Annotated in this window: 13 protein-coding genes; all 13 read left to right on the forward strand. The window is 68.8% G+C overall.

Going from position 1 to position 13,553, the window contains the following annotated elements; translation table 11 throughout:
- Positions 1-547 (forward strand): 30S ribosomal protein S2 (rpsB, locus tag Q0D75_RS02490; RefSeq protein ID WP_291048992.1); only part of this gene is annotated, 547 nt, incomplete at its 5' end.
- Between the two features lie 106 nt (positions 548-653).
- On the forward strand, positions 654-1,481 hold the full coding sequence (gene tsf, locus Q0D75_RS02495) for a translation elongation factor Ts (protein ID WP_291048994.1): 828 nt from the start codon (positions 654-656) through the stop codon (positions 1,479-1,481).
- Positions 1,482-1,620: 139 nt separating this feature from the next.
- Positions 1,621-2,343, forward strand: coding sequence for a UMP kinase (gene pyrH, locus Q0D75_RS02500; RefSeq protein ID WP_291048996.1), 723 nt, complete (start codon positions 1,621-1,623; stop codon positions 2,341-2,343).
- Between the two features lie 58 nt (positions 2,344-2,401).
- Positions 2,402-2,956 carry a ribosome recycling factor gene (frr, locus tag Q0D75_RS02505; RefSeq protein WP_291048999.1) on the forward strand — a complete coding sequence of 185 codons (555 nt, stop codon included), beginning with the start codon at positions 2,402-2,404 and terminating at the stop codon, positions 2,954-2,956.
- Between the two features lie 16 nt (positions 2,957-2,972).
- The gene (locus Q0D75_RS02510) at positions 2,973-3,929 is read left to right on the forward strand and encodes a phosphatidate cytidylyltransferase (RefSeq protein WP_291049000.1); all 957 of its coding nucleotides are present in this window, start codon (positions 2,973-2,975) and stop codon (positions 3,927-3,929) included.
- A gap of 27 nt (positions 3,930-3,956) precedes the next feature.
- Positions 3,957-4,514: a DivIVA domain-containing protein gene (locus tag Q0D75_RS02515; protein ID WP_291049001.1), complete on the forward strand. Its 558-nt coding sequence runs from the start codon at positions 3,957-3,959 to the stop codon at positions 4,512-4,514.
- 242 nt (positions 4,515-4,756) lie between these two features.
- Positions 4,757-6,376: an ABC transporter substrate-binding protein gene (locus tag Q0D75_RS02520; RefSeq protein WP_291049003.1), complete on the forward strand. Its 1,620-nt coding sequence runs from the start codon at positions 4,757-4,759 to the stop codon at positions 6,374-6,376.
- A 108-nt stretch (positions 6,377-6,484) separates the two neighbouring features.
- On the forward strand, positions 6,485-7,570 hold the full coding sequence (locus tag Q0D75_RS02525) for an ABC transporter permease (RefSeq protein WP_291049005.1): 1,086 nt from the start codon (positions 6,485-6,487) through the stop codon (positions 7,568-7,570).
- 1 nt (position 7,571) lies between these two features.
- Positions 7,572-8,621, forward strand: coding sequence for an ABC transporter permease (locus Q0D75_RS02530; RefSeq protein WP_291049007.1), 1,050 nt, complete (start codon positions 7,572-7,574; stop codon positions 8,619-8,621).
- Complete coding sequence (locus Q0D75_RS02535; RefSeq protein ID WP_291049008.1) at positions 8,618-10,435, forward strand: ABC transporter ATP-binding protein; 1,818 nt, start codon at positions 8,618-8,620, stop codon at positions 10,433-10,435. The genes Q0D75_RS02530 and Q0D75_RS02535 overlap by 4 nt, the downstream gene beginning before the upstream one ends.
- A gap of 13 nt (positions 10,436-10,448) precedes the next feature.
- Positions 10,449-11,141, forward strand: coding sequence for a lytic transglycosylase domain-containing protein (locus tag Q0D75_RS02540; protein ID WP_291049010.1), 693 nt, complete (start codon positions 10,449-10,451; stop codon positions 11,139-11,141).
- A gap of 5 nt (positions 11,142-11,146) precedes the next feature.
- Positions 11,147-11,803: a lytic transglycosylase domain-containing protein gene (locus tag Q0D75_RS02545; protein WP_291049013.1), complete on the forward strand. Its 657-nt coding sequence runs from the start codon at positions 11,147-11,149 to the stop codon at positions 11,801-11,803.
- Positions 11,804-11,879: 76 nt separating this feature from the next.
- Positions 11,880-13,520, forward strand: a complete 1,641-nt coding sequence (locus Q0D75_RS02550) for a sodium:proton antiporter (protein ID WP_291049015.1) — start codon at positions 11,880-11,882, stop codon at positions 13,518-13,520.
- Positions 13,521-13,553 lie beyond the last annotated feature (33 nt).

Consider the following 13,553-nt stretch of genomic DNA (forward strand, 5'->3'; position numbering starts at 1 on the left):
GGCGCTGTGGGTCGTGGACACCAAGAAGGAGCACCTCGCGATCGACGAGGCCAAGAAGCTGGGCATCCCGGTCATCGGCATCCTCGACACCAACTGCGACCCCGACGAGGTCACCTACCCCATCCCGGGTAACGACGACGCGATCCGCTCCGTCGCCCTGCTGACCCGCATCGTGGCCGACGCCGCCGCCGAGGGCCTCATCCAGCGCCACCAGAAGCCCGAGGAGACCGGCAACGTGTCCGCCGTCGAGCCGCTGGCCGAGTGGGAGCGCGAGCTGCTTCAGGCCTCCGAGAACCCGCAGAGCGAGGCCGAGAAGATCGAGGCCGTCGACGGCGAGATCTCCGGTGAGGTCGACACCGAGGCCGTCGCCGAGGTCATCGCCGCCGAGGTCCCCGTCGAAGAGAACGACGCCGACGCGGCTGCTGCCGCCGATCTGGCCGAGATCACCGACGAGTCCCTCGTGGTCGAGCACCAGGTCGTCTCCGACGAGGCCGCTGAGGCCAAGCTCGAGGCCGAGGCCACCGACGCCGAGAAGGCCGCCAAGTAATCATCCGGCACGGTGTCATCCACACCGCGTCATCCCGCCGTCACCACGGTGAGGTAGCGTGACCCGCGAAACGGGCCGCGCGATATTTCAAGGAGTCTGAAACAACATGGCAACAATCAGCCTGGCTGATGTCAAGGCGCTGCGCGAGCAGCTCGGAACCGGCATGGTCGACACCAAGAACGCTCTGGTCGAGGCCGACGGCGACATGGAGAAGGCCGTCGAGATCCTGCGTCTCAAGGGTGCGAAGGGCAACGCGAAGCGTGCCGACCGCTCCACGAGCGAAGGCCTCGTCGCCGCGAAGGAAGGCGACGGCGCCGCGACGCTGATCGAGCTCGCCTGCGAGACCGACTTCGTCGCGAAGGGCGAGAAGTTCATCGCCCTCGCCGACAAGGTGCTCGAGGCCACGTTCGCCGCCGGTGCGTCGACCGTCGAGGAGGCCCTCGCGGCCCCCGCCGACGGCAAGACCGTCGCCGACGTGATCAACGACGAGGCCGCCATCCTCGGTGAGAAGATCGAGTTGCGCCGCATCTCGCGTCTCACCGGCGACGCCTTCGAGATCTACCTGCACAAGACCTCCAAAGACCTGCCCCCGCAGGTCGGCGTGGTCGTGGCGTACACCGGATCCGACGCCGAGACCGCTCGCAGCATCGCGCAGCACATCTCGTTCGCCGACCCGCAGTACCTCGCTCGCGAAGACGTGCCCGCCGAGGCCGTCGAGAAGGAGCGCGCGATCGTGACCGAGATCTCGAAGAACGAGGGCAAGCCCGAAGCGGCTCTGCCCAAGATCGTCGAGGGTCGCGTCACCGCCTTCTTCAAGCAGGTCGCCCTGCTCGAGCAGGACTACGCGAAGGACAACAAGCTCTCCGTGTCGAAGGTGCTGGCCGACGCCGGCATCCAGGTGACCGGCTTCGCCCGCTTCAAGGTCGGCGCGTAAGCAGATCCCGTAGTGGACTAGAGCACCGGATGGGGCTCGGATCGATCGATCCGAGCCCTTTTCCCTGCCCGGGCGCGCCCGTGAGGCGCGCCGGAACCCGATAGCCTGGGCACAGGCATGACGAGAGGATGCATCACGGATGTCGGAACCGGAACAGAAGCGCAGAGTACTCCTGAAACTGTCCGGTGAGGCGTTCGGTGGCGGCGCCCTCGGCGTGAACCCCGACGTGGTGAGCGGGCTGGCCCGCGAGATCGCCGAAGCCGCCCGTGAGGTGGAGGTCGCGATCGTCGTCGGCGGCGGCAACTTCTTCCGCGGCGCCGAGCTCTCGCTGCGCGGCATGGACCGCGGCCGGGCCGACTACATGGGGATGCTCGGCACCGTCATGAACGCCCTCGCCCTGCAGGACTTCCTCGAGCAGGCCGGCGCCGAGACCCGCGTGCAGAGCGCCATCTCGATGACCCAGGTCGCCGAGCCCTACATCCCACGCCGCGCCATCCGCCACCTCGAGAAGGGCCGCGTGGTCATCTTCGGTGCCGGTGCGGGCCTGCCCTACTTCTCCACCGACACCGTCTCCGCCCAGCGTGCGCTCGAGATCCACGCCGATGAGGTGCTCGTGGCCAAGAACGGCGTCGACGGCGTGTACTCGGCCGATCCGCGGATCGTTCCGGATGCGGTGAAGCTCGACACCCTCACCTACAACGACGCCCTGGTGCAGGGTCTCAAAGTGGTCGACTCGACCGCCTTCAGCCTGTGCATGGACAACGGCATGCCGATGCACGTGTTCGGCATGGAGCCGGCCGGCAACGTGGCGAAGGCCATCCGCGGCGAGCGGATCGGCACCCTCGTGGCGACGTCCCACTGATTCCGCGCCATGCGGCACTGACTACACTGAAGAGCACGAACCACCGAAGGAGTTCCCCGTGATCGCGGATGTACTGGCGGATGCCACCGACCGAATGAACAAGGCCGTCGAGGTCACCAAGGACGACTTCTCGAGTGTGCGCACCGGGCGCGCGAACCCGGCGATGTTCCAGAAGATCCTGGTCTCCTACTACGGCACGCCGACGCCGCTGGAGCAGCTCGCCTCGCTGCAGAACCAGGAGGCCCGCACCCTCCTCGTGACGCCCTACGACAAGAGCGCGCTGCGCGACATCGAGCAGGCCATCCGCGACGTACCGAACCTCGGCGCCCAGCCGAACAACGACGGCACGATCATCCGCGTCACCCTTCCCGACCTCACCGAGGAGCGTCGTAAGGAGTATGTGAAGATCGTGCGCACCAAGGCTGAAGACGGCAAGGTCTCGATCCGCAACATCCGGCGCAAGGCCAAGGACGACCTCGACGCGCTGAAGAGCGAGGTCGGCGACGACGAGGTGGCGCGCGGCGAGAAGGAGCTCGAGGTCATCACCAAGAAGTCCGTCGACGCCGTCGACGACGCCCTGAAGCGCAAGGAAGCCGAACTCCTCGAGGTCTGACCTCGATCGGCCGAGAATGAGCCACGAACCGGGTCCCAGCCGGACGCCCCCTACCCGGCGGCCGCGCTCGTTGTCGCGCGCCGACATCCAGGCGCAGGTGCGGGCGCGCAAAGAGCAGTTCGACGAGGCCAACGAGAAGATCACGGCCCGCTCCGGCCGCAACCTCGTGTCGGCGATCCTGATCGGCGTCGTGCTCGCCGGGGTCATGGTGTTGAGCCTGGTGCTGCTGAAGCAGGTGTTCATGGTGGTGGCCGTGATCCTGGTCGCCTTCGGCACGCTGGAGCTCGCGAACGCGCTGCGGCACGCGAACATCCATGTGCCGCGCATCCCCACGGTGATCGCGGGCGTGGCGATGGTGCCGGCGGCCTACTACTGGGGTGCTACCGGTCAGTGGCTCGTCGCCCTCGCCGGCATCCTGCTCGTGGTGCTCTGGCGGCTGATCGAGGTGGCGTTCATCCCGCCGCGGCCCACCGCCGTCGGGGTGTTGCGCGACCTCGCCGCCAGCACCTTCGTGCAGGTCTACGTCTCGTTCCTCGGCAGCATCGCCGTGCTGCTCGCCTCGAAAGACGGCGGGCAGTGGTGGGTTCTGGCCTTCATCGTCACCGTGGTGCTGGTGGATGTCGGGGCGTACGCCACCGGCCTCAACTTCGGCAAGCATCCGATGGCCCCCACCATCAGCCCCAAGAAGACCTGGGAGGGTTTCGCGGGCGCCGCCGTGGCCGCCCTGATCGGCGGCGTGCTTCTGGCGATCTTCATGCTCGGGCAGCCCTGGTGGTTCGGCCTGATCTTCGGCGCCGTGATCACCTTCACCGCCACCGTGGGCGACCTGTGCGAGTCGCTGCTGAAGCGCGACATCGGCATCAAGGACATGAGCTCGTGGCTTCCTGGGCACGGCGGATTCCTCGACCGGCTCGACTCGATCCTGCCCTCCGCCGCCGCCGCGTACGTGCTCTGGGTCGTTTTCGCAGGCTGATCCGGCGGCTACTGGCACAATAGAGCCGTGACCGTACCGTTCCCCCGCACCCGAAACTCGAGCCTCGGCTACGACGTGGCCGAGGTCGACGACTTCTTGATGAAGGCCCGTCAGGCCTACGACGAGCGCAAAGCCGAAGCCGCGGGCGAGGTGCTGACCGCCGAGGTGGTGCGCACCACGGCCTTCTCGATGCAGAAGGGCGGGTACTACCCCCCGGCCGTCGACGCGGCCCTGGAGCGGCTGGAAGACGCCTTCGCCCTGCGCGAGCGCGACCGCGCCTATCAGGCCGTCGGCGACGCGGCCTGGTACGAGCAGACCCGCGAGAAGGCCGGGGAGATCCTGGCCCGCCTCGAGCGGCCCGACCGCGAGAAGTTCAGCGGCGCGGGCTTTCTGCGTGTGGGCTACCACCAGAAAGACGTCGACGCCTTCGCCGACCAGCTGGTCGAGTACTTCCGTGCGGGGGCCCCGGTCTCGGTGTCGGATGTGCGGACCGCCGTGTTCCGCTCGCGCCGCGGCGGATACAGCGAGACGCAGGTCGACGCGGTGCTCGACGCCGTGGTCGACGTGATGCTCGCCGTGCGCTGACCCGGCCGCATCCTCACCGGCCGGCGAGGCAAGCAAGATCCTTTCATCCGGGCGGGGATTTCGCGCGTGACGTCGCAGAATCCTGCGTTTACATTTCGATCACGTAAAGATCCCTCATTTCGCGGTGTCCCCCGCTTGGGGCACGTCGTTCTGTGTGTTAACTATGTCTTCACAGCACACGCGAGTCGTCCGCGCATCGTCGCGCCCGGCACGCTCACACACAGGAAGAGGTTTCTGCGGATATGACATCCCCAACCCCATTCATCCGGCGCACTCTCGTGATCGCCGCCGGCACGGCCGCGTTCGCCCTCGTCCTCAGCGGCTGCGCCGCCGGCGGCGGCACCACCACCTCGGGTGACGCGCTGATCGTCGGCACCACCGACAAGGTCACCACCCTCGACCCGGCGGGCTCGTACGACAACGGCTCGTTCGCCGTGATGAACCAGGTCTTCCCGTTCCTGATGAACACCCCCTACGGCAGCCCGGATGTCGAGCCCGACATCGCCGAGAGCGCCGAATTCACCGGCCCCACCGAGTACACGGTGAAGCTCAAGGAGGGCCTGACCTTCGCCAACGGCAACGAGCTCACCTCCTCCGACGTGAAGTTCACCTTCGACCGCGACATCGCGATCGCCGACCCCAACGGTCCGTCGTCGCTGCTCTACAACCTCGACAGCGTCGACGCACCCGACGACCTCACCGTGGTGTTCAACCTCAAGAACCCCGACGACCAGGTCTTCCCGCAGATCCTCTCCAGCCCCGCCGGCCCGATCGTCGACGAGGAGGTCTTCTCGGCCGACTCGATCACCTCCGATGAAGACATCGTCAAGGGCGAGGCCTTCGCCGGCCAGTACAAGATCACCAGCTACGACTTCAACAACCTGATCTCGTACGAGCCCTTCGACGGCTACAAGGGCGTTTTGCCGCCCGCTGAGTCGTCGATCAACGCCAAGTACTACGCCGACTCGTCCAACCTCAAGCTCGACGTGCAGGAGGGCAACATCGACGTGGCGTTCCGCAGCCTCTCGGCCACCGACGTCGACGACCTCTCGGGCAACGACGCGGTGAAGGTCTACGACGGCCCCGGCGGCGAGATCCGCTACATCACGTTCAACTTCAACACGCAGCCCTTCGGCGCCACCACGGGCGAGGCCGACCCGGCCAAGGCCCTGGCCGTGCGCCAGGCCGTCGCCGACCTGATCGACCGCGACGAGATCGCCGACCAGGTCTACAAGGGCACCTACACCCCGCTGTACTCCTTCGTGCCGGCCGGCCTCACCGGCGCCACCGAGGTGCTGAAAGACACCTACGGCGACGGATCGGGCGGCCCCTCGGTCGACAAGGCGACGCAGACCCTCACGGCGGCGGGCATCACCACCCCCGTCGAGCTGAACCTGCAGTACAGCCCCGACCACTACGGCCCCTCCTCGGGCGACGAGTACGCACTGATCAAAGACCAGCTCGAGACCTCGGGCCTGTTCACGGTCAACCTGCAGTCGACCGAGTGGGTGCAGTACGCGAAGGACCGCACGGCCGACCTCTACCCGGCCTACCAGCTGGGCTGGTTCCCCGACTACTCCGACGCCGACAACTACCTGACGCCGTTCTTCCTCAAGGAGAACTTCCTCGGCAACCACTACGACAACCCCGAGGTCAACGACCTCATCCTGCAGCAGGCCTCCACGGCCGACCCGGCCGAGCGCCAGTCGATCATCGAGGAGATCCAGACGAAGGAGGCCGCCGACCTGTCGACGGTTCCCTACCTGCAGGGCGCCCAGGTGGCCGTGGCGGGAACGGATGTCGGCGGGGTCACCCTCGACGCGTCGTTCAAGTTCCGCTACGCACCCCTGACCAAGGGATAGCTCGAACAGACGGAAAGGGCGGCCGGATCACCGGTCGCCCTTTCCTGCGGCATCCGCCCACCCGAGAGGCCCTGATGACTGCCCGGGCCCGATGACTGATTGGCAACGATGACAACGAGTCTGCTCCCGACCGACACCCCGTCGGTCGTCGCTCCCAAGCCCAAGAGCGCCGGGGGAGGGCTGGGCCGCTACCTTCTGGTGCGGTTCCTGCTGATCTTCCCGACCATCTTCATCCTGGTCACCCTGGTCTTCGTGCTGATGCGCACCATCGGCGACCCGATCACCGCGGCGCAGGGCGGGCGGCTCACGGCCGATCAGCTGCAGGAGCGCATCCACGAGGCCGGCTACGACCGGCCCGTGCTGGTGCAGTACTTCGAGTATCTGGGGCAGGTGTTCACCGGCAACTTCGGCAACACCATCAGCGACAACCGCCCCGTCACCGAGGTGCTGCTCACCTACGGCGGCGCCACCCTCGAGCTCGCCTTCTACGCGCTCATCATCGCCTTCATCGTGGGCATCCCGCTCGGGATGCTCGCCGCGGCCCACCGCGACAAGCTGCCGGACGCCGTGCTGCGCATCCTCGCCATCCTCTGGTACGCCACTCCCGTCTTCTTCGCGGGCATGCTGATGAAGCTCGTCTTCTCGGTCTATCTGCAGTGGCTGCCGGTGGCCGGGCGGGCGACCACCCGCACCGAGCTCTCGATGCAGACCCTGCCGAACAAGACGGGCATCTACCTCGTCGACGCGATCCAGCTCGGTTCCCCGGCGGCCATCGGCGACGTGCTGGCGCACGCCGTGCTGCCCGGCATCACGCTCGGTCTGCTGACGGCGGGCGTCTTCCTGCGCCTGGTGCGCACCAACGTGATCGGCACCCTCGGTACCGACTACGTGGATGCCGCCCGCTCACGCGGGGTGAGCGAGTTCCGTCTGGTGCGCAAGCACGCCTACCGGCCGGCGCTCATCCCGATCATCACGGTGATCGGCCTGCAGATCGCGCTGCTGCTGGGCGGTGCGGTGCTCACCGAGACCACCTTCGAGTGGAAGGGCCTCGGCTTCCAGCTCGCCGGCTACCTCGCCGCCCGCGACTTCGTGGCCGTGCAGGGCATCGTGGCGTTGCTCGCCGTGATCGTGGCCGTGACCAACTTCATCGTCGACGTGATCGCGGCGCTGATCGACCCGCGCGTGAGGTATTGAGATGACCACCGAGACCACCGAGACCGCCGGGTCCGCACCGGCCACGCCACCGGCCCGGCCCTCCCTGCTGAGCCGGCTCCCCGTGCTCAAGCAGCTGCGCCAGAGCGTGGGCCTGCAGCGCGGGATGCTCGTCACCGGCCTGAGCCTCACCGCCATCTTCATCCTGGTGGCCGCCTTCGCGCCGCTGATCGCCCCGTACGGCTTCGCCCAGCTGCGGGATGCCTCCGGCCCGTTCGGTGCGCAGCAGCCGCCGAGCGCCGCCCACATCATGGGCACCACCGTCGGCGGCTACGACGTGTTCTCGCGCGTGATCTGGGGCGCCCAGACCGCCATCCTGGTGATCGTGATCGCCGTGGTGTTCTCGATCATCGCGGGCATCCTGCTCGGCGTCGTGTCGGGCTACCTGGGCGGCTGGCTCGACCGCGTGCTCGTGGTGATCGGCGACGCCATCTACGCGTTCCCCTCGCTGCTCCTGGCCATCGTGCTGTCGATCGTGATCAGCGGCGGCCAGTCGAGCCTCTGGGGCGGCATCTTCGCGGCGGCTCTGTCGATCACGGTGGTGTTCATCCCGCAGTACTACCGGGTCATCCGGGCCGAGACGATCCGCATCAAGGCCGAACCCTTCGTGGAGTCGGCGAAGATGCTGGGCGCCTCGACGCCGCGCATCATGTTCCGGCACGTTCTGCGCAACGCCACCCGCACGCTGCCGATCATCTTCACGCTGAACGCCTCCGAGGCGCTGCTGACCCTCGCCGGGCTCGGCTTCCTCGGCTTCGGCATCGAGCCGACGGCCGCCGCCGAGTGGGGCTACGACCTCAACAAGGCGCTGTCGGACGTGACCAGCGGCATCTGGTGGACGGCCCTGTATCCGGGCCTCGCGATCGTGCTCGCCGTGCTCGGCATCACCCTGGTGGGCGAGAGCATGAACGACCTGGCCGACCCGCGCCTGCGCGGACGCAAGCGCGTCAAGGCGGTGGCCGGGGCGCCCTCGGCGACCTCGGTCGACACCACCCTGCCCTCCGACGTCGAGATCCGCGAGGAGAACGCATGAGCACCGTCAACACCACGAACAGCGGTGGCGGCCCGCGCGGCGACCGTCAGCCGAAGGCCGATCCGCGGGGCACCGGCCCCGTCGTCACCATCGACGACCTCGCCATCTCGTTCGCCACGGATGCCGGCGCCGTGCGCGCCGTCGACGGCGTGAGCCTCACCGTGAACCGCGGCGAAGTGCTCGCCATCGTGGGCGAGAGCGGCAGCGGCAAGTCCGTCACGGCCAAGTCGATCCTGGGCCTGCTGCCCGAGACGGCCACCACGAGCGGCGCGATCGTGCTCTCCAACCGCGCCGGCACGGCCACGAACGACGTGGTCACGCTGAGCCAGGGCCAGCTGCGTGCGGTGCGCGGCTCGGACGTGTCGATGGTGTTCCAGGAGCCCTCCACGGCCCTCAACCCCGTCTTCACCGTCGGTTGGCAGATCGCCGAGGGACTGCGCGCGCACAGCGGGCAGCGGCTCTCCAAGGCCGAGGCGAAGCGCGAGGCGATCGAGATCCTGCGCAAGGTGGGCATCCCCGATCCGGAGACCCGGGTCGACCACTACCCGCACCAGTTCTCGGGCGGCCAGAAGCAGCGCGTCGTGATCGCGGCGGCGCTCGTGCTGAACCCCGGCCTGATCGTGGCCGACGAGCCGACCACGGCCCTGGACGTGACCGTGCAGGCCGAGATCCTCGAGCTGCTGCGGCGGCTGCGCGACGAGTTCGGCACGGCGATCGTGCTGATCACGCACAACATGGGTGTGGTGGCCGATCTCGCCGACCGGGTCGTGGTGATGTACCAGGGCAAGGTCGTGGAGGAGGCGGATGCGGCGACGCTGTTCGCCGATCCCCAGGCCGACTACACCAAGCGGCTGCTCGCGGCCGTGCCGCGGATCGGCCAGGGCCGCGTGCGCACCGAGGAGCGCGCCCGGCAGCGGGCTCTGCGCACCGACGAGCACACGGCCGCCGGCACGAACGAGGAGACGGTGGTCGAGGCCTCGCACCTCACGATCGAGTACCCGGGCCGGTTCGGCCGCAAGGGCTTCCGGGCCGTGAACGACGTGTCGTTCCGCATCGGCGCCGGCGAGGTGCTGGGGCTGGTGGGGGAGAGCGGATCGGGCAAGACCACGATCGGCCGGGCCATCGGCGGCCTCACCCGCATCTCGGGCGGCTCGCTGAAGGTGCTCGGCTTCGAGATGCTCGACTTCTCGGAGCGGCGCTTCAAGCCCCTACGGGCCGACATCGGCTTCGTGTTCCAGGATCCGGCGGCGAGCTTCAACCCGCTGCTCACGATCGCCGACGCGGTGGCCGAGCCCCTGATCATCCATGGCCGGGCCGCGAACCCGGCGGGCGCGCGCAAGCGGGTCGACGAGCTGCTCGAGGCGGTGCAGCTGCCCAAGAGCTACGGCGACCGCTTCCCGCACGAACTCAGCGGCGGGCAGCGCCAGCGCGCGAGCCTGGCGCGCGGCCTCGCGCTCGAGCCGAAGCTGCTGATCGCCGACGAGCCCACCTCGGCTCTCGACGTCTCGGTGCAGGCGAAGGTGCTCGAGCTGTTCGCCGAGCTGCAGCTCGAGCTGGGCTTCGCGGCCCTGTTCATCAGCCACGACCTGGCCGTGATCGACGTGCTGGCCGACCGGATCGCGGTTCTCTACCACGGTGCTCTGGTGGAGGAAGGGACCGGCGCCGAGGTGCTCGATCACCCGAAGAACGCCTACACGAAGCGGCTGCTGGCCTCCCTTCCGGTGCCGGATCCGGTGCAGCAGGCCGAGCGTCGGCGACTGCTGGCGGCCTTGGAATCCGCTCCGACCTCGGGAGAACCCGCATCCATGGGCTAAAATCGGACGAATCGTGGCAAAGCACTCCCAGACCGTCGTGCGCCCGCAGTCCGTCTCCCCGGCTCGTGGCGCCGCTCGGCGAACCGGCAATCCGGGTCGGGTCGCTCTGCAGATCGTCGGACTCGCGGCCGTGTCGGCCTGTTTGTTCGTGACGGCCGTGGCCCCGAACCTGAACGCTGCGCCCGCCTCGGCCTCGTTCGACGGCGACTTCGCCCAGAGCAGTGTCTCGACCCAGAAACTCGACGTGAGCGGCTCGGTCGCGGCCTCGGTGTTCCGCGACGCGTACTCGGTGACCGAGGCGCCCAAGCCGATCATCGTCGAGGCCGCGGTTCCGACGGCAGGCTCGTCGGCGTCGTCCTCCTCCGACGACGGATGCCCCAACCCCGACCTCGCGACGGCCGACCCGGGCGGCGCCCAGGCCATCGCCCAGACCCTGGCGGCCGAGCGCGGCTGGACCGGCGCGCAGTTCGACGCGCTGATCGCCCTGTGGAGCCGCGAGTCCGGCTGGCGGGTGAACGCCCTGAACAGCTCCAGCTGCGCCTACGGCATCCCCCAGGCGCTACCGGGCTCGAAGATGGCCTCGGCCGGCGCCGACTGGCAGACGAACCCCGCCACGCAGATCCTCTGGGGCTTCGGCTACATCGCCGGCCGGTACGGCGATCCGATCTCGGCCCTTGCGCATTCCGACGCGAACCACTGGTATTGAGAGCGATGTCCCTCAACCGAACCACCACCAACCCCGTCGTGCGCACGGGGCTTCAGGTGATGGCGTTCGGCGTGGCCGCCGCCTTCGTGATGCTGTTCGCGGTCGACCCGCACTCCGTCGGCGCGAACGCCTCGGAAGACTTCGCCCCCGAGATCACGGCCTCCGCCGGCGACGCGCAGTCGCTCGAGGTAGCTGCGGGTGCGGGCCTCTCCGTGAGCCGCGACGGGTACACCGTCACCGAGGCCCCGCCGCCCCCTCCGCCGGCTCCCGAGCCGGTCGCGGTGTCGATCCCGGTGTCGACCGGAGGCGCCGCCGCTGCGTCGGGCGGATGCACGGCGAACGTCGTGCCCACGCCGGGCCCGCCCGCCGCCGGCAGCCTGCAAGACATCGCCTACCAGGCGGTCATGGGCTACGGCTGGGGCATCGACAACTACTACTACCTGCTGGCTCTGTGGAACCGGGAGTCCGGCTGGAACCCCGAGGCGCACAATGCCTCCTCGGGCGCCCACGGCATCCCTCAGGCCCTCCCGGGCAGCAAGATGGGGCCGGGCTGGGAGTCCGACCCCAACGTGCAGATCAACTGGGGTCTGCAGTACATCGCGGGCGTGTACGGCACGCCCTGTGAGGCGTGGGCCTCGTCGGAGGACCGTGGCTGGTACTGAGCCGGCGATCGTGGCTCCGGCCGGGCGGCCGTTCGTGAGATTCAGGTGGGGTACCGGGGCTCAGTAGGCTGAGCGCATGAAACCCGAGCTCGTGGCCGTGGTGTGCCTGATCATCCTGGTGGGCGTCTCGGCTCTGGCCCCCAAGCTGCGCCTGGCGACGCCCATCCTGCTCGTGGTGATCGGCATCGGCATCTCGTTGATCCCGGGTGTGCCGCCGATCCACGTGCCCTCGGAGATCATCCTGGCCGGCGTGCTGCCGCCGCTGCTGTACTCCTCGGCGATCAACCTGCCGCTGGTCGACTTCCGCCGCAACGTCGGCTCGATCGCGGTGCTCTCGGTGCTGCTGGTGATCGTGAGCGCGCTGATCACGGGCTTCCTGCTGTACATGATCCTGCCCGACCTGAACCTCGCGGCCGCCATCGCGCTCGGCGCGGTGATCAGCCCGACGGATGCCGTGGCCGCCACCTCGATCGGCAAACGCCTGGGGCTTCCGCCGAGGCTCGTGGCGGTGCTGGAGGGGGAGAGTCTCGTGAACGACGCCTCCGCTCTGGTGCTGCTGCGCACGGCCATCGCGGCCTCGGCCGGTGCGGTGGCGATGAGCGGCTTCGGCGGCGTGGCCGTCGACTTCGGCTACTCCTCGGTCGTGGCGGCGGCCGTGGGGCTCGTGGTCGGCATCGTGACCGTGTTCTTCCGTGCCAAGCTCACCGACTCGGTGCTCACCACGGCCGTGTCGTTCGTCATCCCCTTCATCGCCTACATCCCCGCCGAGGCGATCGGCGCCTCCGGGGTGCTCGCCGTGGTGGTGGCCGGCCTCTACACGGGTCATCAAGGAGCCCGGTACTTCTCGGCCTCGACGCGCATCAGCGAGCGGCTGAACTGGCGCACCATCCAGTTCCTGCTCGAGAACGGCGTGTTCCTGCTGATGGGGCTCGAGATCAAAGACATCGTCGTCGACGCCGTGCAGCAGAGCGACCGGGGCGCCGCCGACCTCGACGCGATCGGGGCCGTACTGCTCGGCCTGCTCGCCGCGGCCGTGCTCTTCGTCATCCGCTTCCTCTTCGTGGGGCCGCTGCTGGCCGCACAGCGGCTGCGCGCGCACCGGAAGGACCCGGAGAGCATCGAGGCCAAGGAGGCCACCGGCTGGCGGGGCGGGCTGGTGCTCACCTGGGCCGGGATGCGCGGGGTGGTCACCGTGGCGGCCGCCCAGTCGCTGCCGGAGTCGACGCCGTATCGCAGCCAGCTCATCCTGATCGCCTTCACCGTGTCGATCGTGACGCTGATCGCACAGGGCGGCACCCTGCCGTGGATCATCAGGCTCACGAAGCTCCGTGGGGTGGACGAGGCGGCCGACCACGCCGAGTTCGCCCAGCTGGTGGACGAACTGCGCTCGGCCGGCCTGCAGGTGCTCGAGTCGCCCGCGCTGAGCCTGCCGAGCGGCGATGTGGTGGACGAGAGCGTGGTGGACCGGGTGCGCAGCGACGCCGACCTGCGCAGCGAGTCGGCGTGGGAGCGTGCCCATTCGGCCGAAGCCGAGGGCGTGGCCCCGCATCGGCAGTACCGCATCTTGAGGCTGGAGGTGCTCAAGGCCGAGCGGGTGGCGCTGCTGGACGCCCGCGGACGGGGCGTCTACGCGTCGCGCATCCTGGTACGGGCGCAGGTGATGCTCGACCAGGAGGAGTCGCGGCTGCAGCAGAACGAGGGCTCCGAGCCGCACTGAGTTCGGCATCCGGTGCCACCTGGCCGGCCGCGC

This window comes from Herbiconiux sp. (genome assembly GCF_023264855.1).
Classification (GTDB): Bacteria; Actinomycetota; Actinomycetes; order Actinomycetales; family Microbacteriaceae; genus Herbiconiux.